Origin of the sequence: Olivibacter domesticus (assembly GCF_900109575.1) — a bacterium.
GTDB classification, from domain to species: Bacteria; Bacteroidota; Bacteroidia; order Sphingobacteriales; family Sphingobacteriaceae; genus Olivibacter; species Olivibacter domesticus.
In genome coordinates this window covers 95,798-122,183 of the sequence record NZ_FOAF01000011.1, presented here as the reverse complement: position 1 = coordinate 122,183, position 26,386 = coordinate 95,798, and the positions used below count along the sequence as shown (strand labels likewise).

Below are 26,386 nucleotides of genomic sequence, written 5' to 3'. Positions count from 1 at the left end.
ATTGAACATGAAAATTAGAATCTATATAATGGCCTGTCTACTATTGGTGGTATCATCCTGTAAAAACTTATTGGATGTGGAACCTTATTCTTTTTCTAGTGACGGCAACTATTATGAAAATGAAGGGCAGATTTTACGTGCGGTAAACGGTGCTTATGCATCCTTGCAGGGATTGTATACGAATGACTGCTTTTATTCGCTTACAGAAATGCGCGCAGATAACACCAATTATCAATTTGATGAGACCGATCGTGGCGCACAGCAACGGGAAGAAATCGACGAGTTTATGATCACCTCTACCAATAACTACGTGAATACCTGCTGGAGAATCCTTTATGATAATATTCAGCAAACCAATGTGATTTTAGATAGAGTAGATGCTGTGGCGTTTGCGGATGAGGCATTGAAGAACAGGTATATTGGCGAAACCAAATTTTTAAGGGCATTACAGTACTTTTATCTGGTGCGCCTTTTCGGCGAAGTACCCTTGTTAATTCATGAGGTTTCAGATCCTGAAAGCGCTTTTGCGGAAGGTAGAGCAAGCGTGGAAGAGGTCTACAATCAAATCATCAGTGATGCGCAGGGAGCGATTGAAACACTTCCCGCATCCTATAGTGGTAACGATATTGGTCGGGCCACTAAAGGTGCTGCACTTGCGTTGCTTGGTGAGGTTTATTTGACAAGAAAAGAGTACGATTTGGCGGTATCAACCTTAGAGCAGGTGACGACCATGAATTATTCGCTCGTGGCGAATTACGGAGATAATTTTAATCCGGCAACGAAGAATAATTCGGAGAGTGTATTTTCCATTCAGTATGATGCGGCTTTGCAGACGGAGGCTAGTAATTTTATCTTCATGTTCGGGCCAAGCAATGGTAAGATGGAGCTTACTGGATTTCCGGGCAAACTGGGTGGAAGTAATATCCCAACACCAAGTATTGTGAATGCATATGAGGAAGGTGACGTACGTAAAGATATATCTATTCAACTATTTGATAATGCGTCCAACGCAGCCTTTCAGGAATCGGTAGCTTTTGGTGGAAAAATTCCCTTCATAAAAAAATTCTATCATCCTCCCTTCTTGGAAGACAATCGCGCTAATGAAGATTGGCCGGTATACCGCTATTCTTACGTCCTGCTTATGCTGGCCGAGGCAATCAATGAACAAGGTGGAGATCCCTACCCATACATTAATCAGGTTAGAACACGGGCTAAACTAGCACCGTTGGCCGGTCTGAGCCAAGCTGAACTTAAAGAGGCTATCGCGCATGAACAACGTGTCGAAGTGGCCTTTGAGAATCATCGGTGGTTTCAACTACTAAGAAGCGGTAAGGCTGTTGAAATCATGAATCAGCATGGAATCGAAGAGAAAAAGCGCCTTTCTCGCCTTAGCAAAGCTTCCTACAATCTGCAGGAATATATGTTGCTGTATCCTATACCGGAAAGAGAGACTAGGCTGAATGGATTTGAGCAGAACCCAGGCTGGTAGTACTGCTCATGCATTTAATAGTAATGACTATCGGATGAATTAGCTAAAGCTGTGGAAAATGATGTAAGTGGTCGAAGGAAAAACTGATCGTTCGCTTGAAATTGGCCTCAAAATATTCTGGTAGCACTATCTAAGTAACGGCAGAGGCTTTGTCAGAAGATTTTTCATTGTCGTGTCGATTTTTAATAGGCAATGAAGCTTGCTTCGCAGGTTAAGCCAGAGTTTTTGGATACTTTTTGCGGGAACCTTCCCTGTAAGGGAAAGCTTGAATGCCTTATAAGACAAGCATTTGATGAAAAAAAGTATCACAGATACTCATTTAATATTTTATAAACTGAATTCAACTTATTGTTTATGCAATTGTATAAGAAAATTTCTATATGGCTGGTTTTGATTGCAGTGTCGAGCCTATTTGGCTGTCACCGTGCATCAGAAAAAGTAGTAGAAGTAAATCCAAAGGTGAAGAAAATTGTGTTGCCGCCAGATTTCGTTGCGGAACATATTTATAGCCCTTCTGATAATGAATTAGGTTCTTGGGTCGCCATGACTTTTGATAATAAGGGACGTATGATTACGTCCGATCAATTTGGTGCCCTTTATAGGGTTGAACTGCCACCGATAGGCGCTGATTCAACCGTAAAACCAAACGTTCAAAAGCTAGATTTTCCGAAGGAGGATTCCGAAAAAAAAGATACCACAAAAAATAAGGTAGGAATGGGCTATGCGCAAGGGCTTTTATGGGCTCACAATAGTTTGTACGTCATGGTAAATCATAAAGCCAATGACGAGTTTAAGAAAGGGAGTGGCTTATACAGGCTACAAGATACCGATAATGACGATCAATTCGATAAAATCACGCAGCTCATGGCACTCGACGGTTCAGGTGAACATGGACCACATAGTGTCGTTTTAGGCCCAGATAAAGAATCGATATATGTGGTGGCAGGAAATTTTACAGATCTACCAAAAATGGATAGTTACCGCTTGCCACCGAATGGACAACGGGATAACCTGTTCCCGATTATTTTGGATCCTCAAGGACATGACGCTGATAGCCACGATAAAGGTGGATGGATTGCCAAAACAGATTCTATTGGGAAGAAGTGGGAGCTGATCAGCTCAGGATTCCGAAATCCTTTCGATTTGGCTTTTAATGATGTAGGCGAATTATTTACGTACGACTCGGATATGGAGTGGGATTTTGGAATGCCTTGGTATCGTCCTACACGGATTTGTCATGTGCCGAGTGGAGCGGAGTTTGGTTGGCGTAAAGGAAACGACAAATGGTCGCCGAATTATCCTGATAATTTACCTGCCATGCTGAATATTGGACAAGGATCACCAACAAATATCATGTTTGCACACAATGCACGCTTTCCGGAAAAGTATAGTAATAGTCTTCTAGCATTCGACTGGAGCTTTGGGATTATTTATGCTGTTCACATGGAGCCTAAAGGAGCAAGCTATGAGGCTAAAGCCGAAGAATTTATTTCTGGTTCTCCTTTGGCGCTTACGGATGGAGAAATTGGTCCCGATGGTGCTTTGTACTTTCTGAGTGGTGGTAGAAAGCTAGAGTCAGATTTATACCGCGTTTATTATAAAGACTATCAAAAAATAGATTTAAAGGAAAGGAAGATAGAAAAAGAAACGGAGAAGCAGCGATTAAGGAAAATGTTAGAAGGATATCACAAATTATCTGCTGAAGGAACCGCTGAAAAGCTTTGGCCCTACTTGAAGTATAAAGATCGATTTATACGTTATGCGGCGCGCATAGCAATTGAACATCAACCGGTAAGTACTTGGAAAGATCTTGCTTTGCGAGAAACCAACGTAACGGCTTTAACGGAGGCCATGATTGCCTTAGCAAGAAATGGAGATGCTTCCCTACAACCTGCGATGTTGAAAAAAATGGAAACAGTAGCGATTTCTGATTTGCCGCTTGTGATGAAGCAAAATCTATTAAGAGCGTATGAGTTGGCAATAGCCCGTATGGGTGTTCCGAAGAAGCAAGATAGAGAAGAGCTCGTTAATCATCTTGCAGGTTTATACCCCTCCCATATCAACACGCTAGATCAGCAGCTTAGTAAAATATTAGTAAAGATTGGAGCTGGAAATGTCGTTGAAAAAACGATCCCCTTACTCTACACCGTAAAGGACGATACCACGAATCAAAACGTTACCCAATCTTCTGATTTAATTCTTCGAAATCCGCAATATGGGCTGGATATAGCCAACATGTTAGCCAAAATGCCTCCTGCACAGCAGATATACTTCGCCACTGTACTGAGTGTTGCTAATGAAGGTTGGACAAAAGAGCTATATGAAAATTACTTTAAATGGTTTTATGATGCCTTTGGTTATAAAGGGGGCAACAGCTATATCGGTTTTATAGATAAGGCACGGAAGATGGCATTAGAAAGAGTCTCTAAATCGCAATATGCTCATTATAATAAGCTATCGGGTGATTCGCTCCTTAGTAGTACAGGAACTTCTTTGGCTTTTGAGGGAGAAGGACCAAAAGGACCTGGTAAAAATTGGAAAATGGAAGATGCATTGCCAATTGTCGAAAAGGATTCTGGTGATCGTGATTTTAAACGCGGTGCGATGCTATTCTCGGCCATTCGTTGTGGATCATGCCATACCGTTCGTGGAGAAGGTGGATCCATTGGTCCCGACTTAACGCAATTGGGTACGCGGTTTACGGCGAAAGATATATTGGAGTCTATCATTGAGCCTAATAATGTCATTTCCGATCAGTACGCATCTACCATTTTCCAGCTAAAAGACGGTAGCTCCATGTTGGGTAGGTTAAAAAATGAAGATGAAAAAACCTACTATATCTCACAAAATCCATACGCCCCTCAAGTGCTAAAAGAGATCCCAAAGAAAAACGTAACAAGTGTCAAAACTGCTGAAGTTTCTATGATGCCTCCCGGCACTATCAACGTAATAAATGCCGATGAATTGAAGGACTTAATGGCCTTTTTAAAGTCAGGCGGAAATAAAGATAGTGAGCTGTTTAAACCCAAAAATAAATAGTTTATGGACGCAAAGAATAAAAGCTGGCTTGAAAAAGTATCAAATACCGCCCAAGTGGGCGGTATTGAAACAGCTGTTCTGGACAATGGCGCCGGTAGAGGTACGCGCATTGCGTGGATAAATACGGGTGCTGGCCTGCGCTTTAAAGTAGTTATTGATAGAGCGATGGATATTGCGGAGGCATTTTTCAATCAGCACAGTTTATGCTGGCTAAGCAGGGTGGGTGTAACGAGACCGCAACCGTTTTCAGACAAGGGCGCTGATTGGCTGAGAACTTTCGGGGGAGGCTTATTGGTTACCTGTGGCCTTACCCATATAGGTGGACCTGAAAGCGATGAATATGGTGATAGAGGACTTCATGATCAAATTAGTAATTGCCCAGCCGAAATTATCTCGATTAAACAGCCCGATTTTCAGCAGGAGCATCCAGAAATGAGTATCACGGGTGTGATGCGACAAGGACATCCTCTGGGGCCCAATTTAGCCTTAACACGAACCATTCGTGTCATCTTAGGAGAGCCAACGATTTATATTCACGATGAGATTACCAATCATGGGAATTGTCCGGCTCCGCACATGTTGCTTTACCACTTTAATTTTGGTTGGCCCTTAGTTGACGAAGGTAGTAGGCTGTTGTGGTCGGGATCGTGGAACCCCCGTGAAGTGGGTGATGGCAATAAAATTTTTAAAGAAGGGCAGGCTTTCAAGAGATGTGTTGGGCCAATCCAAGATCACAATGGTAGTGGCGAGGAAGCGGTATTCATCGACGCGAAAAGTGACGGAAAAGGTGCTTGTAGTTGTGGGATACATAATGAAAATTTAGGAATAGCAGTATCCTTAAATTTTCAGAAGGATCAGTTGCCGTGGCTAACAAATTGGCAACATTGGGGAAAAGGCGAATATGTAACAGGGTTGGAGCCAGGGACACACCCGCCTGTTGGTCAGAAAAAAGTACGGGAAAATAGTCAGCTAATATTCCTCCAACCGGGCGAACGCAAAGAATATAATATAGCAGTCAAGGTGCTGAATCATCCAACAGCTATTGAAAATCTGCTTAAGGAACATGTAGATTAATTAATTAACGATCAATTTTTTATTTAAAGCTTATGAATATTATACAAAAAGCAATAGAACACGGAAAAGGCATATTACGGTTAGCACCTACTTGGGTGCCCAGATCTTTCTGTGTACCCGGACGAAGAATTAAATTACATCCAGACGATTACTATGTTTTGGGAGGTGAACGTGGAGGAATAGATGAAAGATGGTTATCATCCACTACACCTGCAAAAAATGGACCGTTAACGGGTGAGCATGAGGGATTAAGTTTTATCGTATATGATGATGGAAAAAACACGCATAAGGCTCTTCTCAGAGATGCAGTCGATATGTTGAAGGGGGAACTCATAGGAACACGATTATGGAATGAATATCAAAGTTGGCCGATGTACTCAAAGTTCTTTGATAATATGGGCCCTCTTCCACATCATATACACCATAATGATGAAAAAGCAGCGCTGATAGATCAAAAGGGAAAGCCGGAAGCCTATTATTTTCCTCCCCAATTAAACAATCATGGTGGTGATTTTCCTTACACGTTTATGGGAATTGCACCTGGTACCAGCAAGGACGAAATAAAGACTTGTCTCGCGAATTTTACGAAGGGCGATAATAAAATCACGAATTATTCTCAAGCTTACCGTCTTGAGCCAGGTACGGGTTGGGATGTACCTCCCGGTCTGCTGCATGCCCCAGGTAGTTTATGTACCTATGAACCACAAAAGGCCTCGGATGTATTTGCTATGTATCAATCCTTGGTAAATGAAGCGATCATACCGGAGGAACTGCTCTGGAACGGTACGCCAAAAGATAAGATTGGTGATCTTGATGAATTGTTAGATGTAATCGATTGGGATTTAAACCTTGATCCTAATATGATGAAGAATCGTTTTATGGCTCCTTTACCGGTTAAAGAGATGAGCGAAATGCTGGAAGAGGGTTATATAGAAAAATGGATTTGTTATAAATCAAGGGCATTTAGTGCAAAAGAGTTGACCATTTTACCTGAGCAAACGGTAACTATTTACGACAATGCGGCCTATGGATTAATTGTGATGCAAGGTAGGGGGAAGATGGGTGTTTGGGATATTGAAACACCTGCGTTAATACGTTACGATCAACTTACGAACGATGAGTTTTTTGTTTCCGAAAAGGCTGCTATAGCCGGGGTACAAATAACGAATCATTCAACAACAGATCCTATTGTGATACTGAAACATTTCGGTCCAGACAATCCTGATTTAAAAATAGACTTTTAATTGCATACTGATGAAAAAGAATAATTTCCCAAAATTACATAATGCAACCTGGCCCGGAATAGTGGGCAAAGGAGATGGATCTGAGCCCATCATTCCATTGGATACCCTATTGGAGAAAACAGCGGCGGCAGAAGTGAACGGAGTAAAATTTGATGGCATTGATTTAGGTCTCTTTGATGAACATATAAGGATGGATGCTTCTGAAGGTGAGATTAAAAAACTGCATGATAAAGTACGCGATTTTGGATTACAAATTGGCACGCTGGTAGCTCCTGTTTGGCCTCCTTCTGGGGGCGCCGCAATGGGGTCTGAAGAGGAAAGAAAACGATTTGTAGATGTAGTACGGCGAGCCTGTCGTTTTGGTGAAAAGCTGCGAAAGCTTGGAATACGAACGACCAATATTATCCGTATAGATTCTGCTTCAAGTGTCAGCGCCTGGGCAGAACACCCTGTACACAGCACAAAAATGATTGCGCAGACTTTTCGGGAGGCCTGTGATGTGGCCGCTGGTTTTGGGGAACAACTAGCAGCGGAAGGAGAAATTTGTTGGGGAGGCATGCACAGTTGGAAGACCATGTTGGATACGTTGGAACAAGTGGATAGACCTAATATCGGTTTTCAAGCTGATATGGCGCATACACTATTGTATTTGTTGGGTTATAACAGTCCGGAGGACCGCATCCTACCAGCAGATTTTCAATGGAAAGATAGAGAAGAGCTTAGCAATGCGCTTAAGCAACTGACAGCAAGGTTACGACCCTGGACGATAGATTTTCATATTGCTCAAAACGATGGTACTGTTTTCGGGTCTGGCTCTCATGATAAAACGGGACGCCATTGTTTAGCGAATGACCCGAACGGGAAGCTTGATATTGGAAAGGATGCGGGCTACTGGTTGAGGGATGATCAAGGAAATCTAACCAAAGCCTTTAGACATATTTGTTGGGATGGTTGCATGTTTCCAAATGAGGTGATGGAAAAGCAAGATACATGGAATAATATTTTAGCTGCGATGATTCAGGTTCGGGAGCTGCATGGATGGTATGAAAACGAAGATAATTTCAATCAAAATATAAAATGATGATGAAAAAAGAGATTAGAATAGGACTAATTGGTTGCGGTTTTATGGGTAGAACGCATTCAAATGGTTATAGAAGAGTACCTAATTTTTTCCCCGAACTGGTTTACCAGCCAGTTCTTAAAGCTGTGTGCGCACGAAGCAGGGAAAAGGTAACAGCTTTTGCACAACAATGGGGATATGAATCGTTTGAAACAGACTGGAAATTGCTAATTAAACGAGATGATATTGACGCCATTGATATCTGTACCCCAAACAATATGCATGCGGAAATTGCCATCGCGGCGGCGGAAGCGGGAAAAATGATCTTATGCGAGAAGCCACTAGCAAGAACCTTGGCAGAAGCGCAATTAATGGTTGATGCGGTTGATAAAGCAAAGGTTAAAAATACGGTATGGTATAATTACCGTCGCCTTCCTGCGGTAACCCTAGCAAAAAAGATAGTTGACACGGGCAAGTTGGGTAAAATTTTTCATTACCGTTCTAATTTCCTACAAGATTGGACCATTAATGAAAACCTTCCACAGGGGGGGAGCGTCTTTTGGCGCATGGATGCGGATGCTGCCGGATCTGGTGTTACCGGAGATTTGTTAGCGCACTGTATTGATACCGCCATGTGGTTGAATGGCGGTATTAGAGATGTTTCTGCGGTAACGGAAACCTTTGTGAAACAACGTTTACATGAAGATACAGGGAAGCTACAAGACGTGAAAATTGATGATGCTTGTATCTTTCACTGCCATTTTGAAAACGGCTCATTAGGACTTTTCGAGTCTACACGTTTTGCCCGCGGACACAAGGCTTTATACACCTTTGAAATTAATGGTGAAAAGGGTTCGCTGCGTTGGGATCTCCACGATTTAAACCGACTGGAATATTTTAATAATGAAGACGATGCCGCTACACGAGGTTGGCGTTCTATACATGTTACAGATGGAGATCAACCTTATATGAATAAATGGTGGGTGCCGGGGTTGTCCATCGGTTATGAACATTCTTTTGTACATCAGGTAGCTGATTTTCTAAAGAGTCTCGAATCAGGGGAAGCGTGCGCTCCTACTTTTCAAGATGCTTTTGAAACACAGAAAGTCTGTGAGGCAGTACTAAACTCGGCTTCTTCAAAAAAGTGGCAAACAACAGATGTAAATTGGAAAACCCATGCTGGTTAAATTTCTTAACATAAACTAAAATGACTGTCAGAGAAGTTACCCAAAGAGTCTATGTTAAATGACGCATATGATCGGAGGGAAAACTGTTCGTTCGCTTGAAATTGGCCTCAAATATTCTGGTAGCACGATCTAAGTAATGGCAGAGGCCTTGTCAGAAGATTTTAAGCCAGAGCTTTTGGTTACTTTTTGCGGGAAAAAGTAACATGAAATTAAAAGAGGTTTCGGTATAATATCCGATACTCTTGAACAATGTATCAATAATATATTCTAATGAAAAAAACAATTAAATATTTAAAAAGAAGCGGACTACTGGTCCTTTTCCCAGTGATGATCATCACTGCCTGTGGTCAATCAAATGCGGATAAACAGAAGGACACACCCACCGATAATGAACAGGCCGATAGTGGGTTCGTGCACATTTTTGATGGTAAAACCCTAGATGGGTGGGAGGGAGATTCAGCTTACTGGCGTGTGGAAGACGGCATGTTGATTGGCGAACGGAAAGCCTCTGATAAACCTTTAGAGCGAAATACATTTATCATTTGGAAAGGTGGAGAACCTGCTGATTTTGAATTAACATTAATGTATAAAATCTCGCCAGAAGGAAATAGCGGAATCAACTACAGGAGCGACCCGGTAGCAAGTATTCCAAATGCTTTAAAAGGCTATCAGGCTGATATCGATGGAAAAAACAAGTACACGGGACAGAACTATGAGGAACGTAAAAGAACAACCCTTGCCTATCGAGGTCAGGCTGTAGAGGTACCAGATGATGAGCAAGGTGAGTCGAAGAACAACGCATGGACAACTGTTATTGTGAAAGATACATTAGGAGATCTAGATAAGCTTAAGAGTTCGATTAAAGAGGCCGATTGGAATGAATGTCGTATCGTGGCAAAAGGAAATCGATTACAACATTATGTGAATGGCATTTTGATGAGTGATGTGGTAGATAATGATACTAAAAACCGCAAAATGTCTGGTTCAATTGGTGTTCAGATTCATGTAGGTCCACCAATGCAAGTGGCGTTTAAAGATATAAAATTGAAGACCTTGTAGCATTAAAAAGAGTATATCATGTGGTTAATTATCCTAAATAGTATTTTCTTTTTATCGTTTATGCTCTTTGCCTATGTCAATTTAAATGATAAAGACTCTTGGTTATGGGTGCCAATTTATGTTGTAGCAGCTTTGTTATGTGGTTTAACCATCTTTGATCGATATTTCTATACACTCTACTTAATCGCTATCGGGTTTTATCTTTTTTATGCTGTAATCCTCTTTTTTGCAAAAGATGGTGTTTTGGATTGGATTACCAAATATAACCGGCCAAGTATCGTGGAGAGTATGCAAGCTTCCAAGCCCTATATAGAAAAAACGCGTGAGTTTTTTGGACTACTTATTATTAGTGCGGCATTGGGACTTGATTATTTTGCTGGTTTCTAGACTACTTAAGGACACCAACATGAATAATAAAAAATAAAGAGATAAAATGAATGTCGAAGATAGAACACTTTTTAAAGCACTTATATCAACTATTATCCATTCAAATTTGGAGGCGACCGAGTTGACTTGGTTTTTACGGCAAGCGGATGCCATCGAAAGCAATCCAGCTGAAATTTTTACCCCATTTGTGGCAATAAATAGGAAGTTAGGAAAAGAACGGGTTCATGTAAGCCAACCTCAAGAAAAAGAAGTAGGCCAATTAATGTCTGGATTTAAATTTTCGGACTGGGATAAACATCGACTTGCGCGTTTGGGCCTATTGTTAGCTGTAAAAAGCGAGGGTCGTATAGATTATATGGCATTAATTGAGCGGTTGTTTATGCATGCGGACATGAATGAACTTATTGCCCTCTATAGTGCGCTATCGGTATTGGAACATCCTAATGAGTGGGTGCTCCGATGTACGGAAGGGATTCGAAGCAATATAGGTTCCGTTTTGGATGCTATCATGTATGAAAACCCTTACCCGGCAAACTATTTACCCGAAAGTGCTTGGAATCAACTTGTTTTAAAGGCCTTTTTTACAGATAAAGATTTAGGTAGGATCCTAGGTTTACACGCACGTATGAATGAAACGCTTATCCTGTCGCTTGTTGATTATGCGCAAGAGCGTCTGGCCGCAGGTCGGACCGTGAACCCATTACTGTGGAATATGATAGGACAAGAAAATCGCTTCTAAGTTTCCTAAGAATCAAATAAAAAAATAAAATTATGTGTGGAAATCAATCATTTATGAATACCCAGATGTCAACTATAAAAACGGAGGTTTTGAATTTGGAGGCGATTAAGGGGATGTGCTTTTTTGATCCCCATATTCATATGACCTCTCGAACAACGGATGATTATCAGGCAATGGCCGATGCAGGGATTGTTGCCATTATAGAACCGGCATTTTGGCTAGGGCAACCTAGAACGGGTTTAGCTAGCTTTAGGGATTATTATAATAGTTTAATCGGTTGGGAAAGATTCCGCTCCTCTCAGTTTGGTATCAAACATTATTGCACCATAGGCTTAAATGCTAGAGAAGCAAATAATATCGACTTAGCAGAGCAAGTAATGGAATTGCTACCCTTATTTATCTATAAAGAGGGCGTGGTCGGCATTGGTGAGATTGGTTTTGACGATCAAACCCCAGCTGAAGAAAAATACTACCGCTTACAGTTAGCATTAGCTAAACAAGCCGAACTACCTGTACAGGTACATACGCCCCATCGTGACAAGAAAAAGGGTACCATTCGAAGTATGGAAATTGCATTAGAGCATCAGCTAAATCCCACGCATGTTATTATTGATCACAATAATGAAGAGACCGTTGAAGAAGTCCTGAATCGAGGATTTTGGGCAGCTTTTACCATTTACCCCTTTACAAAAATGGGAAATGAACGCATGGTGGCGCTCGTTAAAAAGTATGGCTCTGAACGAATTATGATCAACTCAGCAGCAGATTGGGGTATCAGTGATCCGCTCGCCGTACCTAAAACGGCAGCCTTAATGAAAGCCTATGGAATACCTGAAAAAGATATCGAATTGGTGACATACCAGAATGCCATTACCGCCTTTGCCCAAAGTGGTCAACTGGACGTGACATCATTTCTAGCTATGAAACAAATAGACCAACGCGAGAAATTTGCCGGTAATAGCATTTTACGTGGTGGTCAACAACCGAGAATAGATAAGTCTTCCATTATAATTAGTTAAGGATGCCTGAAACTTCATGTCTCCTAAAAGCGTATATGCGCTTGTTAAGACCTGCGAATATAATAACGTCCATCACAGATGTATTAGCAGGTATTTCTTTATCGGGCATTTTTTTTATAGACCATTCGACGGTCGCATTGGATACTATTGTTCTACTTTGTGTATCTACTATTGGACTCTATGGTGGAGGGATCGTGTTCAATGATGTTTTTGATGCTGCCCTTGATAAAATAGAACGCCCGGAAAGACCAATACCAAGCGGAATAATACCTATTCAACGGGCTTTCATCCTTGGAACTGTTTTTTTTGTGATGGGTGTGATCGCTGCTTTTCTGGTAAATTTTACTGCAGGATATTTAGCTGTTTTTATTGTTCTTACGGCATTGCTATACAACAAATGGGGCAAACATCATGCAATGCTCGGCCCACCAAATATGGGCTTGTGTCGAGGTTTAAATCTCCTGCTTGGCGTCAGTATTCTTCCAAATCAGGTAATTGCTATGTGGTACGTGGCGCTTGTTCCCATCTTATATATAGGGGCTATAACGCTAATCAGTAGGGGAGAAGTGTCGGGAAGCACCAAAAAGCCTTTGCTCGTTGCAGCGGTTTTATATGCAATTGTTATAGCTGCAATTGGCTCGCTGGCAAATCATAACCAGCATTTTTTTTTAACCGTTACAACGCTATTGATTTTTGCATGGATGGTTTACCGCCCTTTATGGAAAGCAATAAAAAATTCTTCAGGTAAAAATATAAGGGAAGCAGTGAGGGCTGGTATACTCAGCTTGATTGTAATGAACGCAGGATGGGCGCTGGCTTCAGGTGTCTTTTTATTGGCAGCAATTATGCTTTTAATGCTGCCATTAAGTAGGTGGTTAGGTCGATTTTTCGCAGTTACTTAACGTTTTTGAATTTGTTTAACCAATTAATACTTCCACTATGAATGTTTTACGACAAAGTTTTCAGGTTAATTTTCAATATGATATTTACTTCACGGAGCATGTTTTCTCATCGCAAAATGCTGCATTGCTAAATATGCTTGAAGCGGTACGGCAACCGGGTTTTACGCAACGCTTATTATTTGTAATTGATGAGCAAGTTCATTTTCTTCATCCAGCCTTAGCTTCTCAAATTGATGAATATTTTAAAGTAGCAAACAATATTCAAGTAGTTAAGGAGAAAATTATTGTCGCAGGCGGTGAGGTAGCTAAAAATGATCTTAACTATTTTTATCAAATTATTGAGGCCATCAATCATTATAAGATTGATAGACACTCTTATGTAATAGCTATCGGAGGCGGAAGTGTTCTAGATTTGGTAGGATATGCGGCCGCGGTAGCGCATCGCGGTCTTAAACACATACGTATTCCAACTACGGTGCTATCGCAAGGCGATTCGGGAGTAGGTGTTAAAAATGGGATTAACTATTTTGGAAAGAAGAACTTTTTAGGCACGTTTGTCCCTCCCGTAGCAGTTTTCAATGATTATCATTTCCTAACGACCTTGACCGACAGGCATTGGGTCTCCGGGATATCTGAAGCTATCAAAGTAGCGCTCATTAAAGATAGCCACTTTTTTTTATGGCTGGAGGAGATGGCAGATAGCATCATGCAACATGATAAGGCTGCCATGCAATACCTGATAGAACACAGTGCCAATTTGCATATAGCACATATAGGTGGTGGTGATCCTTTCGAACTGGGCTCATCACGGCCGCTCGATTTTGGTCATTGGAGTGCTCATAAGATTGAGCAGCTAAGTGAATTTGAAATTATACATGGAGAGGCCGTATCCATTGGTATTGCCATCGATAGTGTGTACTCTTTTTTAGTGGGCTCTTTAACGAAGGATGAATGTATGCGTATACTAAGGCTTTTGCTACGCTTTAACTTGCCTGTTTTTAATGAAATATTAGTATCAGAAGACAATAGGCGAAAATTACTGGGCGGACTTCAGGAGTTCCGAGAACATTTGGGAGGGCAGTTAACGGTTATGCTTTTAAGCACCATCGGGGAAGGGTACGAGGTTCATGAAATGAATACGGTTGTAATTGAAGAGGCAATCCATCTTTTACAAAAGATGAGCATCAACCAAGAAATATACGAATTAGCCGAATTTTAATTTATTCACTATTATGTTTGTTAAAAAAGGACACTTAACGTATTGTACAAATATTCATGCCGGAGAAACCTGGCAATCACACTTTGAAGCATTAAAGGTCTATATTCCTGAAGTAAAAAAACTGGTTTCTCCGGATGCATCGATGGGTATTGGCTTGCGCCTTTCCAATGAGGCTAGTTTAGAGCTTATTAAACCAGCCCAACTGCTTGCTTTTAAGGACTGGCTCACTCAAAATCAGTTGTACGTATTTACGATGAATGGCTTCCCTTATGGTGCATTCCATCAAACGAAAGTAAAAGACCAGGTACACGCTCCTGATTGGTCTACTGATATGCGTGTTGACTATACGAAGCGATTATTTGATATTTTAAAGGAGCTGTTACCTAAAAACGTGGATGGAGGCGTTTCTACTTCGCCATTAAGCTATAGGCATTGGCACAATTTTTCCAATAGTGGATTTAAGGAGATAAAACGCCAAGCTACCGAGCACATTGTAGCAATTGCAGCGCATTTAATGCGGATTCAGAAGACAACGGGAAACTATTTACATCTAGATATTGAACCTGAACCGGATGGTTTATTAGAAAATGGTGAAGAATTTCTTGATTGGTATCGCAATGATTTATTACCTATCGGTATTCCAATTTTATCAAAAGCATTTAATTTGAATGAGGCCGAAGTAGAGACCGCAATTAAAAGGCATATAGGTTTATGTTATGATATTTGCCATTTTGCATTGGGCTATGAATCGCACGGCGAGATTATAAAAGAAATAAGATCAAATGGCATCCATATCGGGAAAATACAAATCAGCGCAGCTTTAAAGGCGAAACTTCCACCTTTGCTATCCGCTAGGATGGAACTTAAAAAAACATTCGATGTCTTTAATGAAGATACTTATTTACATCAGGTAATCGCCAAGACGGCAGACGATACATTAATAAGATACAAAGATCTTCCAGCTGCACTGTTAGATGTAGAAAATATGGCCGTTAATGAATGGCGCGCGCATTATCATGTACCCTTATTTGTGGAAAATTATGGTCACCTTGAATCTACCCAGGAAGATATCAAAGAAGTTTTGGAAATATATCAGCAAGATGCTATCTCTAGGCATCTCGAAGTGGAGACCTATACTTGGGATGTATTACCAAAAGCGCTGAAGCAGCCACTGGTAGCATCAATTGCTAGAGAAATTAACTGGGTAAATGACCAATTGATATAAATTCAGTGCTATGAATAAAACGGTAGTGATAGATGTTGTGGGCCTTTCTAGCTCAATCATAGGAGAATATACACCATTTTTAAAAGAATACATTGCGAAAAACCATGTTGGTTTTATTCGCCCAATGCTGCCAGCCTTAACCACCGCGGTACAATCAACCTTTCTAACAGGCAAACTGCCCGAAGAACACGGTATTGTTGGGAATGGTTGGTATGATCGGGAAGATTGTGAAGTTAAATTTTGGAAACAATCTAATAAACTGGTGCAGGGTGAAAAAATATGGGAAAAAGCAAAACGGCAAGATCCCCTGTTTACCTGTTCACAGCTGTTTGGTTGGTACAATATGTATTCGGAAGTTGATTTTTCTGTCACCCCCAGACCGAATTATTTGGCAGATGGAAGAAAAATTCCAGATTGTTATAGCCACCCAGCAGAATTAAGAGATTATCTGCAACAAGAGCTTGGACAGTTTCCTTTATTCCAGTTCTGGGGGCCTAATGCGAATGTGAAATCTACCCAGTGGATCGCAGATGCGGCTATCTTAACCGACGAACGTTACGATCCAACACTAAGCTTTATTTATTTGCCTCATTTAGACTATTGTTTACAGAAAGTTGGTCCATATGTGGATGCCATATCTAAAGAGCTCAAAGAGATCGATGCTATCGTAAAGCAATTAGTGGGGTACTATGAAAAGAAAAACACCCGGATATTATTGTTGTCTGAATACGGAATTTCCCCGGTAAATAATCCGATTCATATTAATAGGCTACTCCGAGAAAATGGGCTTTTGCAAGTTCGAGTCGAAAGGGGTTTGGAATTGCTTGATCCTGGCGCTTCCAAAGCTTTTGCTGTAGCAGATCATCAAATTGCACATGTATATGTCAATGATAAGGCTGTGGAACAAGAAGTCCGTGCTTTGCTTGAAAACATAGCAGGAATAGAACTAGTACTGGATCGGGAACAACAAGTTACGCATCATATACAACATGAGCGAGCAGGTGATTTTGTTGTGGTGGCTGATCAGCAAAGTTGGTTTACCTATTATTTTTGGTTGGATAATGAAAAAGCTCCAGACTATGCGAGAGTAGTAGATATTCATAAAAAGCCAGGATATGATCCTGTTGAGCTTTTCATGACATCTAAATGGAGAGCGGCCTATAAATTGCTCCGGAAAAAATTAGGTTTGCGGTATGTATTAGACGTCATCCCGCTAAATGCTGATTTGGTTAGAGGTTCACATGGATGTGCAAATGTCTCCAAAGAATACTATCCTGTCATTATTAGTCATCCGGATTTAAATAATTGTTCTCAAATAGAAGCTACGGACGTTTTTAACATTATCTGGAATTGCTTATTTCAATAATATCAATTCGGTCTGCTGTAGCAATCAGGATAGTACAGGATGAACCAATTGATATTTATGTTAAACTTGTAATAAACAATATTACCAATTAAATCCTAATTTCATGATCTATAATCGCTTGCATAGAAAAAGTATTGGCACGAAGTTGTTCGCTGTGTTTTTATGTCTTTTTGCATCATGCTCATCAAACGAAAATAATGTTGCCTTCTCGAATATCGAGAAAGGATTTCAAACACCACCAGACTCCATTCAGACAAGTGTCTATTGGTATTGGCTTTCTGATAATATTTCTAAAGAGGGGGTCATTAAAGATTTAAAAGCCATGAAAGCCATTGGTATTAACCGAGCTTTTATCGGCAACATTGGTTTGGAGGATGTACCCTATGGAAAGGTTAAATTGTTTTCAGATGAATGGTGGGATATTACACATACGGCTTTAAAAACGGCCACGGATCTTAATATTGAAATCGGACTGTTCAATAGTCCGGGCTGGAGCCAGTCGGGTGGGCCATGGGTAAAACCGGAGGAGGCTATGCGCTATTTGGCCAGTACCGAGACCTTGTTAAAAGGAGGACAAAAAGTTTCAAAGAAACTTTCAAAGCCTTCGGGAGCATTTCAAGATGTTCGTGTTATTGCATTTCGTGCACCGAAGGATTATGCAAATTCATTAGCCGATCGATCCCCAAAAATTTCGTCAAAGCCAACACTTGCAGCACTATCAAAACTTATCGATAAAAATAAGGAAACGGAAGTGCGGATACCTGAAAACCAAGCTTCGGTTCTTACCTTTTCTTCTCCTGAAGAATATGTAGCAAGAAGTTTAACGGTCTATCCTTCGAAACGTAATATGCGTATGGATGTTAAATTCGAGGTACTACTTGATGATGGCTATCAGGAAGTTAAAAAATTTAGTTTGGATCGAAGCAATAATGAACTCAATGTTGGTTTTGAACAGTTTGCGCCGGTAACCGTTTCATTTGACGCTGTGAGAGGAAAATCTTTTCGTTTGACTTTTGATAACGTTTCACCTGGCGCAGGGATTGCAGAAATAGAAATCACGTCAACCCCCAAAGTGGAGCGTTTCAATGAAAAAGTGCTGGCTAGAATGCATCCCACACCTTTACCTTATTGGCATGACTATCAATGGAAGCGGCAAGCAGCCATTGCTGATAAAGAATACCTCGTTAATAAATCCGATGTACTGGATATCACCACAAATATGTCTACAGATGGAACTTTAAATTGGGAAGCGCCGGCAGGGGATTGGGTGATATTACGTACGGGTATGGTACCAACGGGTGTTAAAAACGGGCCGGCATCTCCAGAGGGAACGGGACTGGAAGTTGACAAAATGAATCATGAACATGTGATAAAACACTTTGATGCTTTTCTTGGGGAGATAATAAAGCGAATACCTGCGGAGGATCGCAAAACTTGGAGGGTGGCTGTACAAGATAGTTATGAGATGGGAGGACAGAATTGGACGGATGATTTTATCAGTAAATTTAAAAAACATTATGGCTATGACCCGGCCAAATATATTCCCGTGATGTATGGAAATGTGGTAGGAAGCCAGGATGAATCAGACCGATTTCTATGGGATCTAAGACGTTTTGTGGCAGATAATGTTGCCTATGAATATGTGGGTGGTCTGCGTGATGTTAGCCACAAACATGGCTTAACAATATGGCTTGAAAATTACGGGCATTGGGGATTTCCAGGTGAGTTTCTACAATACGGCGGGCAATCGGATGAGGTAGGAGGTGAGTTTTGGAGTGAGGGGGAGCTCGGGAATATAGAAAATCGTGCTGCATCTTCTGCTGCACATATTTATGGTAAAAATAAAGTTTCGGCAGAATCATTTACCGCTGCGGGCAACACTTTTGGACGCTATCCTGCAATGATGAAACAGCGAGGTGACCGTTTCTTTACGGAGGGGATAAACAATACCTTATTGCACGTGTATATTCAACAACCATATGAGGATAAAAAGCCGGGTGTGAATGCTTGGTTCGGTAACGAATTTAATCGCTTTAATACCTGGTTCTATGATATGGATATGTTCGTTCGCTATTTAAAGCGCTGCAATTTCATGTTGCAGCAGGGGAAATACGTAGCGGATGTAGCCTATTTTATCGGAGAGGATGCACCGAAAATGACCGGAATACAGGATCCTGTGCTTCCACAAGGTTATTCGTTTGACTATATTAACGGTGAAGTGATTCGTGATAGACTAACAGTGAAAGATGGCAAGTTTATATTGCCAGATGGGATGTCTTACCGCATATTGGTACTGCCTCAATTGGAAACGATCACGCCTGAACTACTGCAGAAAATTGAAAAACTTGTCAAAGACGGCGGAGTGATTTTAGGCCCTAAACCAAAGCGCTCACCTAGTTTGCAAAATTATAGAGAAGCAGACAAACAGGTGCAGCAACTAGCGGAAACATTGTGGGGAAATATTGATGGAAAACAGGTGACAACCCACAAGTATGGTAAAGGATTAGTGATGCAGGGCCTCAACCTGCAAGAGGCACTCACTAAAATGGAAATTCTGCCCGATATGAAATTGGCCGACCGGGATACTGCGCTCTTTATCCATCGGAGGTTGGAAGAGGGGGATATTTATTTCTTGTCGAACCAAGCTGATAAAAAGGTAACAATTAACCCGTCTTTCCGTGTCAGCGGCAAGATTCCTGAGTTATGGAATGGAATAACAGGTGAACAGTGGGATTTACCGGAGTTTACCTCCGATGCGCATACGACAACCATTCCGCTGTCATTAGAGGCGTATGAAAGTGCATTTGTTATCTTTCGTAAAAAAGGCTCGAAGAAGGATGCGCCCGACAGACTGAATTTTCCAGCTGCTCAGAAAACTATTGCCGTGAATCAACCTTGGAGCGTGACATTTAGTAAAGAAGCGAGCGGGCCGGAAGAACCAGTAATATTTAATCGGCTGACCGATTGGTCAAAGCACCCTGATGAACGCATTGCTCATTATTCGGGAGCAGCTTGGTATCAAACAACCATCGATCTTCAGGAACCCACTGCCGACGAGCGGGTCTTCCTTAATATGGGGTCTTTAACAGCTTTAGCAAAAGTCAAAGTAAATGATCAGGATGTTGGTGGTGTTTGGACACCTCCCTATAAACTGGATATTACATCGGCCATCCACGCGGGACAAAACAAGTTAGTGATAAAAGTGGTAAATACTTGGGTAAATCGTTTAATTGGTGATCTGCAATTACCCGAAAACAAGCGAAAGAGTTGGAGCTATGTTAATCCTTATACCGCAGATTCAAAGCTGCATGCAGCAGGTTTGTTGGGGCCAGTAACCATAGAACGATATTCGTATTAACGAAGAATTTACCACTTGCTAAAATAGTGATTAAATAAAGATGAAATATCTCGTATCACGTACTTATAGTTTGATCTTTAGCGCTGTTAAAGATTGTTCGTTGAGGACCAGGAAAAATAAAAATTTCAGGATGGTACAGGTTGCTATTTATAAGATTAATAGCTTACTTTATCTGAATTAGAAGTCCTAAAATCATCACTTATAAACTTATCTTATGGTATCCTGCAAAAGGAAGTTGTTTACCTATTTAGTAGTGATCGTTTCAGTTTTCACTTTGTCTACCTGTGGTCACAGAGCTAGTCGACAGCATGTTACGACTGATAAACTCTATGAGGCTTTTGTAAATCCTCCTGATTCCGTACGTCCGGGCGTTTATTGGTATTTTATGGATGGTAATATTTCGAAGGACGCTATGACGAAAGATCTGGAATCCATGAAAAAGGCTGGGATTGGAAGTGTGGTGTTTTTGGAAGTGAATGTAGGTGTTCCTAGGGGCAACGTGAATTTTTTAGGAAAGGAATGGCAAGATTGCTTTGCCCACGCTATTAAAGAGGCTGAACGATTAAATATAGCGGTAATTTTGGGCTCCGGACCGGGCTGGGCAGGAAGTGGCGGACGGTGGGTAAAGCCCGAGCAGTCTATGCAGCACTTAGTGTCGAGCAGTGTGAGCGTATCTGGCAATGGCCGTCATCAGCATATAGAATTACCTCTACCAATACCAAAGAAACCCTATTTCGGTGAGGGCATTTTTACGCAGGAGCTAAAAGAAAAATGGCTAAATTATTACCGAGATGTGGCCGTGCTTGCCTTTCCCACACCTTCAGATCAGCAGTCGCTACCTGATATTGATGAAAAAGCACTCTACTATAGAGCGCCTTATTCTTCGGTACCCAACGTAAAGCCGCGACTATCAATGTTGGCGGTTTTGGAAGGCTCAATAAACAGGTCTATTCCGCAACAGCAAATTATTGATTTAAGCGATAAGCTGACAGTTGATGGCAAACTTAATTGGAATGTGCCCGAGGGGAATTGGACTGTTATGCGTTTTGGTAGCCGAAATAACGGTGCAATTACGCGCCCGGCACCGTTAGCGGGCTTAGGCTTTGAAGTAGATAAGATGGATAGCGCAGCTTTTCGCGGACATCTGGAGAACTATGTAGGCGTATTGCTGAAAAAAATTGGAACCGGAAACCATAACTTACCGGGTGGCTTGAAGCGCTTGCATATTGATAGTTGGGAAATGGGAGCTCAAAATTGGACCACTAAATTTAGAGAAGAATTTACAAAAAGAAGAGGTTATGATCCACTTCCTTTTTACCCTGTTTATGCTGGTTATACCGTAAAGGATACCGAAACGAGTGAGCGGTTTTTGTGGGATTTACGTTTAACAGCGCAGGAGCTTATTTTGGCTAATCATGCTCAATATTTAAAGAATTATAGTCATCAGCGTAAGTTGAAATTATCAATAGAACCTTATGACATGAATCCTAATGCTGACTTCGATTTAGGGGCTATAGCGGATGTGCCGATGGCAGAATTTTGGAGCGAAGGTTATGGCTTTAATACGATTTTTAGTGTACATGAAGCAACATCACTTGCACACGTTGGAGGGAAACAAGTGGTAGCGGCCGAGTCGTTTACAGCGCAAAATGATGAGGCATGGAAGCAGTACCCCGAAGTGATGAAGAATCAGGGAGACTGGGCCTTTGCATCCGGTATTAATCAGTTTCTATACCATACTTTTCAGCATCAGTCGTTACCCGATAGCTTGCGGCCGGGCATGACGATGGGACCGTACGGTGTTCATTGGGATAGAAACCAAACTTGGTGGCCGCTGGTTGGCGATTATCACCAATATATTGCAAGATGCTCGTACATGTTACAGCAAGGGCGTACGGTGGCAGACATATTATATGTAACACCAGAAGGCGCTCCCCAAGTTTTTACGCCGCCTTCGTCTGCCACAACAGATGATGAGACCATGCCTGATAAACGGGGTTATAATTTTGATGGTTGTAGCCCACTCCAACTCATGAAGGCTTCTGTAAAAAACCATCAGGTAGTTTTCCCCGGTGGGGCACGTTATGAAATACTGGTATTGCCGAACATTGCTACCATGACACCGCAATTCATAAATAAGATAAAATCACTCGTGGAAGATGGAGCCACTGTTGTTGGCAACCCGCCAAAAAAATCACCTAGTCTGGTTGATTATCCGATATGTGATCAAAAGGTTAAATCAATCAGTATGGATCTGTGGGGGACCGACACACTAACAAGATCGGTTGCTAATAGGCCTTTTGGGAAGGGTGAGATAAGGTGGGGTGCTGCATTGTACAAAAGCCAAGAACTTTATCCAACTTACGAGCTTATAAGCCATATTTTAAAAGAGAAAGGAATTGCGGAAGATTTTAAAGGTACTGAATCCGTTCGATATACCCACCGGACATCACCCGAGTTTGATATTTATTTTTTGTCTAACAAAACAGCGCAGGCAACGCTGGTTAATGCTCAGTTCAAAACGGCCAATACCTCTCCTGAACTATGGGATCCTATTAACGGCGAAAGACGGTTATTACCCGAATTTAATAAGAAAGGGAATAGCATTACGCTTTCCATTAGGTTTGAACCTTACCAAAGTTATTTTGTAGTTTTCCCAAAGTTTAAAAGTGAAAATAACGATTTTGATAAACAGGTAAGCAATCATATCCAGCTAGCAGAGCTAAAAAAATTAAATGGTGACTGGAGGTTGACTTTCGATACCCGTTTAGGTGGGCCTAAACAGTCTATTTATGATACTTTGACGGATTGGACTAAATCGTCGAACGATAGTGTGAAATATTATTCAGGTATTGTTAGCTATGAACGCTCATTTGATTGTCCAAAAAAACCGAAAGCTAAACGAATTTTTATTGACCTGGGACGTGTGAAAAATATGGCCAGGGTATATCTAAACGGCCAAGACCTAGGCACCGTTTGGACTGCACCCTGGCGTGTTGATGTGACGGAAGCTATTAAAGAGAAAAATAACCAGTTAAAAATTGAAGTGGCTAATCTTTGGATAAATCGATTAATAGGCGATCAGGCTTACAAACCCCATGATAGCCGACGTATTACGTTCACAACGTTTAATCCGTATGATAAGAATGACACGTTGAGGTCTTCAGGGTTGTTGGGCCCTGTTAGCATATTACAAGCGTGGGATAAATAACCTTTGAAAAATAATGGTACGATGAACAAGAAATTTATTTTAAATATGAATACAAAAATTTTGAGCTGCATGTTGATCTTCTGTTGCTGGTGCGGTTATACGCAAGGCAAAGAAACAATTAAGGTCTACGGTATCACCTGCGAATACAAGAAGGATCCTATTGGGGTCGACAGTCCTCATCCTCGTTTAAGTTGGAAGATCAGTGCTGATGCAAAGGATGTTCTTCAGACCGCTTATGAAATAAGAGTGGCAAACGATGTAAAAGGCTTACAAGGAAAAAATATTTACTGGAATTCCGGGAAGATAGGCAACGGAGCTTCCGTTCACATACCTTATAACGGGAAGGAACTTAAAAGTGGAGAGCGGTATTTTTGGCAGGTCCGTATTTGGGATAATAAGGGAAATGTCTCTCCATGGAGCGAAGTGAATTTTTGGGAAATGGGACTGCTAAATGTTAGTGATTGGAAAGCAAAGTGGATTCAGAGCAGTCAAGTCACCCCTACAGAAACTGCTCCTTCGCCCTTATTCAGAAAAGCCTTTAGCTTAAAAACTAAGATAAAAAAGGCAAGACTCTATATTAGCTCTTATGGACTTTATGACGCCTATATAAACGGCAAAAGATTAGGGAATGCCTATTTTACCCCTGGTTGGACAAGTTTTCATAAGCAATTACAATACCAGGTTTACGACGTGTCCACGCAATTAATAAGTGGTAGTAATGCAATCGGCGTAATGCTAGGTGATGGATGGTATCGCGGTAATTTGATGGGTGGAAGAAATTTTTATGGAAAAGAGCCTGCCTTATTAGCACAACTGTTAGTTGAATACGAAAATGGAGAAAAAGAGGTGATCGCTACAGACGAAAGCTGGAGTATGTCTACCAATGGGCCGATACGCTCAGCCGACATATATAATGGGGAGACATATGATGCAAGAAAGGAAATTGCTAACTGGTCAAATGCGGATTTTAATAGTAAAGGTTGGAATAAAGTGTTGGTTAATAGTGAACTTCCCCTTAATAATCTTATTATATCCAGTGCACCTCCGGTAACCGCCCATGAACGGATAAAGCCGATAAAAGTGATTACCACGCCAAAAGGCGAGAAAGTAATTGATTTTGGTCAGAATCTTGTTGGATGGGTGAATTTCACAGTAAATGGTAAAGCTGGCGATTCTTTAACAATCACACATGCGGAGGTGTTAGATAAAGAAGGTAATTTCTATACAGAAAATTTACGCGCAGCAAAGCAGCAGCTGATGTACATTTTAAGTGGTCAAGGAGAAGAAACCTACCATCCGCATTTTTCTTTTCAAGGTTTTCGTTATATAAAAATTGAGGGAGCAAAAGAGAAGATAACGACCGACAATATAGAAGCAATTGTGTTACATTCAGATATGGCACCTACCGGCACGTTTAAAACATCCAATGCGCTAATCAATCAACTTCAACACAATATACAATGGGGACAAAAAGGGAACTTTCTAGATGTACCTACGGATTGTCCGCAGCGTGATGAGCGCTTGGGTTGGACGGGTGATGCACAAGCATTCTTTAATACGGCTGCTTATAATATGGATGTAGCCGGTTTTTTTATAAAATGGTTAAAAGATTTAAAGGCAGATCAATTCTCAAACGGGGCGATACCGCATGTTATTCCCTATTATTGGAAAGGTGAACAAGGAGGTTCGGCGGGTTGGGCAGATGCTTCTACCATTATTCCGTGGGACTTTTATCAAGTCTACGGCGATCGAAAAATCCTTGCTGATCAGTATGAATCCATGGCTAAGTGGGTGCAGTTTATGACAAATAACAGCACGAATAATTTGTGGGATAAGGGTTGGCATTTTGGTGACTGGCTATTTTATATTCCTGATGATGATAGAGATGGTAAAGCAGCGATAACTGATAAATATTTAATAGCCCAAACCTTTTACGCACATTCTGTACAGCTGATGATCAACACTTCAAAGGTGCTGGGTAAGCAAGAGGATGTATTAAAATATGAATCGCTGCTGGAGAAGGTAAAAGCAGCTTTCTTAAACGAATTTGTAACGCCTTCCGGGAGATTGGTTTCCAGCTCTCAAACAGCTTATGTATTAGCATTAAATTTTGATATGCTGCCTGAGAGTAGGAGAGCGCAAGCAGCAAAAAGATTGGTAGAAAATATAGAAAGTTATGATTACCATCTTACTACCGGGTTTTTAGGGACACCTTATTTATGTCATGTACTTAGCCGGTTCGGTTACGAAGATATCGCCTATAAGCTATTGATGCAGGAAACATATCCTTCCTGGCTATATCCTGTTAAAAAAGGGGCTACTACTATTTGGGAGCGGTGGGATGGAATAAAACCAGATGGAACTTTCCAAAATAAAGAAATGAACTCTTTCAACCACTATGCCTATGGCGCTATAGGCGATTGGATGTATAAAAATATCGCCGGGATTCAACCAATCGAGGAGTTCCCTGGATATAAGCAATTTATGGTAGCACCCAAACCAGGCGGCGGGATTACGAATGCTGAAGCCTCTTTTGAGAGCGTCTATGGTAAGGTAAGCGCTACATGGCAAATTCAAAACAGCGTTATGCAGCTAGCTGTGGAAGTGCCACCTAATACAAAAGCTAAAGTTGTTTTTCCGAACGCTGTGCCTGGAACGATAAAACAGGAAAATGGAAAGGATATAGCAAAGGAGGAGCACTGGTTGGGCTCAGGTAAATATAAGTTTACATTTAACGTAAAAGATAAGTGATTGAGCGCGTGATGCCTGTTTTCAATATAAAAGTATTTTAAAACTCAAAACCAATAT

The 26,386-nt window shown here is 41.1% G+C and carries 17 protein-coding genes; all 17 read left to right on the top strand.

The genetic code is table 11. From position 1 onward, the window contains the following. Positions 1-7 precede the first annotated feature (7 nt). The 17 genes from BMY50_RS24830 (at position 8) to BMY50_RS24750 (ending at position 26,329) form a co-directional block, all read left to right on the top strand. The gene (locus tag BMY50_RS24830; RefSeq protein ID WP_093331109.1) at positions 8-1,489 is read left to right on the top strand and encodes a RagB/SusD family nutrient uptake outer membrane protein; all 1,482 of its coding nucleotides are present in this window, start codon (positions 8-10) and stop codon (positions 1,487-1,489) included. A gap of 354 nt (positions 1,490-1,843) precedes the next feature. Beyond that, positions 1,844-4,528 carry a c-type cytochrome gene (locus BMY50_RS24825; protein ID WP_093331105.1) on the top strand — a complete coding sequence of 895 codons (2,685 nt, stop codon included), beginning with the start codon at positions 1,844-1,846 and terminating at the stop codon, positions 4,526-4,528. 3 nt (positions 4,529-4,531) lie between these two features. Then, complete coding sequence (locus tag BMY50_RS24820; protein WP_093331103.1) at positions 4,532-5,602, top strand: aldose 1-epimerase family protein; 1,071 nt, start codon at positions 4,532-4,534, stop codon at positions 5,600-5,602. A gap of 32 nt (positions 5,603-5,634) precedes the next feature. Beyond that, on the top strand, positions 5,635-6,846 hold the full coding sequence (locus BMY50_RS24815) for a cupin domain-containing protein (protein ID WP_093331100.1): 1,212 nt from the start codon (positions 5,635-5,637) through the stop codon (positions 6,844-6,846). Between the two features lie 10 nt (positions 6,847-6,856). Then, on the top strand, positions 6,857-7,927 hold the full coding sequence (locus tag BMY50_RS24810; protein ID WP_093331097.1) for a sugar phosphate isomerase/epimerase family protein: 1,071 nt from the start codon (positions 6,857-6,859) through the stop codon (positions 7,925-7,927). Continuing rightward, positions 7,924-9,093: a Gfo/Idh/MocA family protein gene (locus BMY50_RS24805; protein WP_093331094.1), complete on the top strand. Its 1,170-nt coding sequence runs from the start codon at positions 7,924-7,926 to the stop codon at positions 9,091-9,093. Before BMY50_RS24810 ends, BMY50_RS24805 begins: the two co-directional genes overlap by 4 nt. Positions 9,094-9,363: 270 nt before the next feature. Continuing rightward, positions 9,364-10,152, top strand: a complete 789-nt coding sequence (locus BMY50_RS24800; protein ID WP_093331089.1) for a 3-keto-disaccharide hydrolase — start codon at positions 9,364-9,366, stop codon at positions 10,150-10,152. 18 nt (positions 10,153-10,170) lie between these two features. After that, positions 10,171-10,539 carry a transmembrane 220 family protein gene (locus BMY50_RS24795; protein WP_093331085.1) on the top strand — a complete coding sequence of 123 codons (369 nt, stop codon included), beginning with the start codon at positions 10,171-10,173 and terminating at the stop codon, positions 10,537-10,539. Positions 10,540-10,585: 46 nt separating this feature from the next. Next, entirely contained in the window at positions 10,586-11,278 is a 693-nt protein-coding gene (locus BMY50_RS24790; protein ID WP_093331082.1) for an EboA domain-containing protein, read from the top strand. 65 nt (positions 11,279-11,343) lie between these two features. Beyond that, complete coding sequence (locus BMY50_RS24785) at positions 11,344-12,297, top strand: TatD family hydrolase (RefSeq protein WP_238383882.1); 954 nt, start codon at positions 11,344-11,346, stop codon at positions 12,295-12,297. Positions 12,298-12,299: 2 nt separating this feature from the next. Further along, complete coding sequence (gene eboC, locus BMY50_RS24780; RefSeq protein WP_093331073.1) at positions 12,300-13,199, top strand: UbiA-like protein EboC; 900 nt, start codon at positions 12,300-12,302, stop codon at positions 13,197-13,199. Positions 13,200-13,236: 37 nt separating this feature from the next. After that, entirely contained in the window at positions 13,237-14,418 is a 1,182-nt protein-coding gene (locus BMY50_RS24775; protein WP_093331069.1) for a 3-dehydroquinate synthase, read from the top strand. Between the two features lie 13 nt (positions 14,419-14,431). Next, positions 14,432-15,643 (top strand): metabolite traffic protein EboE, encoded by a 1,212-nt coding sequence (eboE, locus tag BMY50_RS24770; RefSeq protein ID WP_093331062.1) that lies wholly within the window; start codon positions 14,432-14,434, stop codon positions 15,641-15,643. Between the two features lie 10 nt (positions 15,644-15,653). Next, complete coding sequence (locus BMY50_RS24765) at positions 15,654-17,009, top strand: alkaline phosphatase family protein (RefSeq protein WP_093331057.1); 1,356 nt, start codon at positions 15,654-15,656, stop codon at positions 17,007-17,009. 103 nt (positions 17,010-17,112) lie between these two features. Continuing rightward, positions 17,113-20,367, top strand: coding sequence for a glycosyl hydrolase (locus BMY50_RS24760; RefSeq protein ID WP_093331054.1), 3,255 nt, complete (start codon positions 17,113-17,115; stop codon positions 20,365-20,367). A gap of 214 nt (positions 20,368-20,581) precedes the next feature. Next, on the top strand, positions 20,582-23,578 hold the full coding sequence (locus BMY50_RS24755; protein WP_093331049.1) for a glycosyl hydrolase: 2,997 nt from the start codon (positions 20,582-20,584) through the stop codon (positions 23,576-23,578). Positions 23,579-23,599: 21 nt separating this feature from the next. Further along, positions 23,600-26,329, top strand: coding sequence for a glycoside hydrolase family 78 protein (locus BMY50_RS24750; protein ID WP_238383881.1), 2,730 nt, complete (start codon positions 23,600-23,602; stop codon positions 26,327-26,329). The last annotated feature ends 57 nt before the right edge of the window (positions 26,330-26,386 follow it).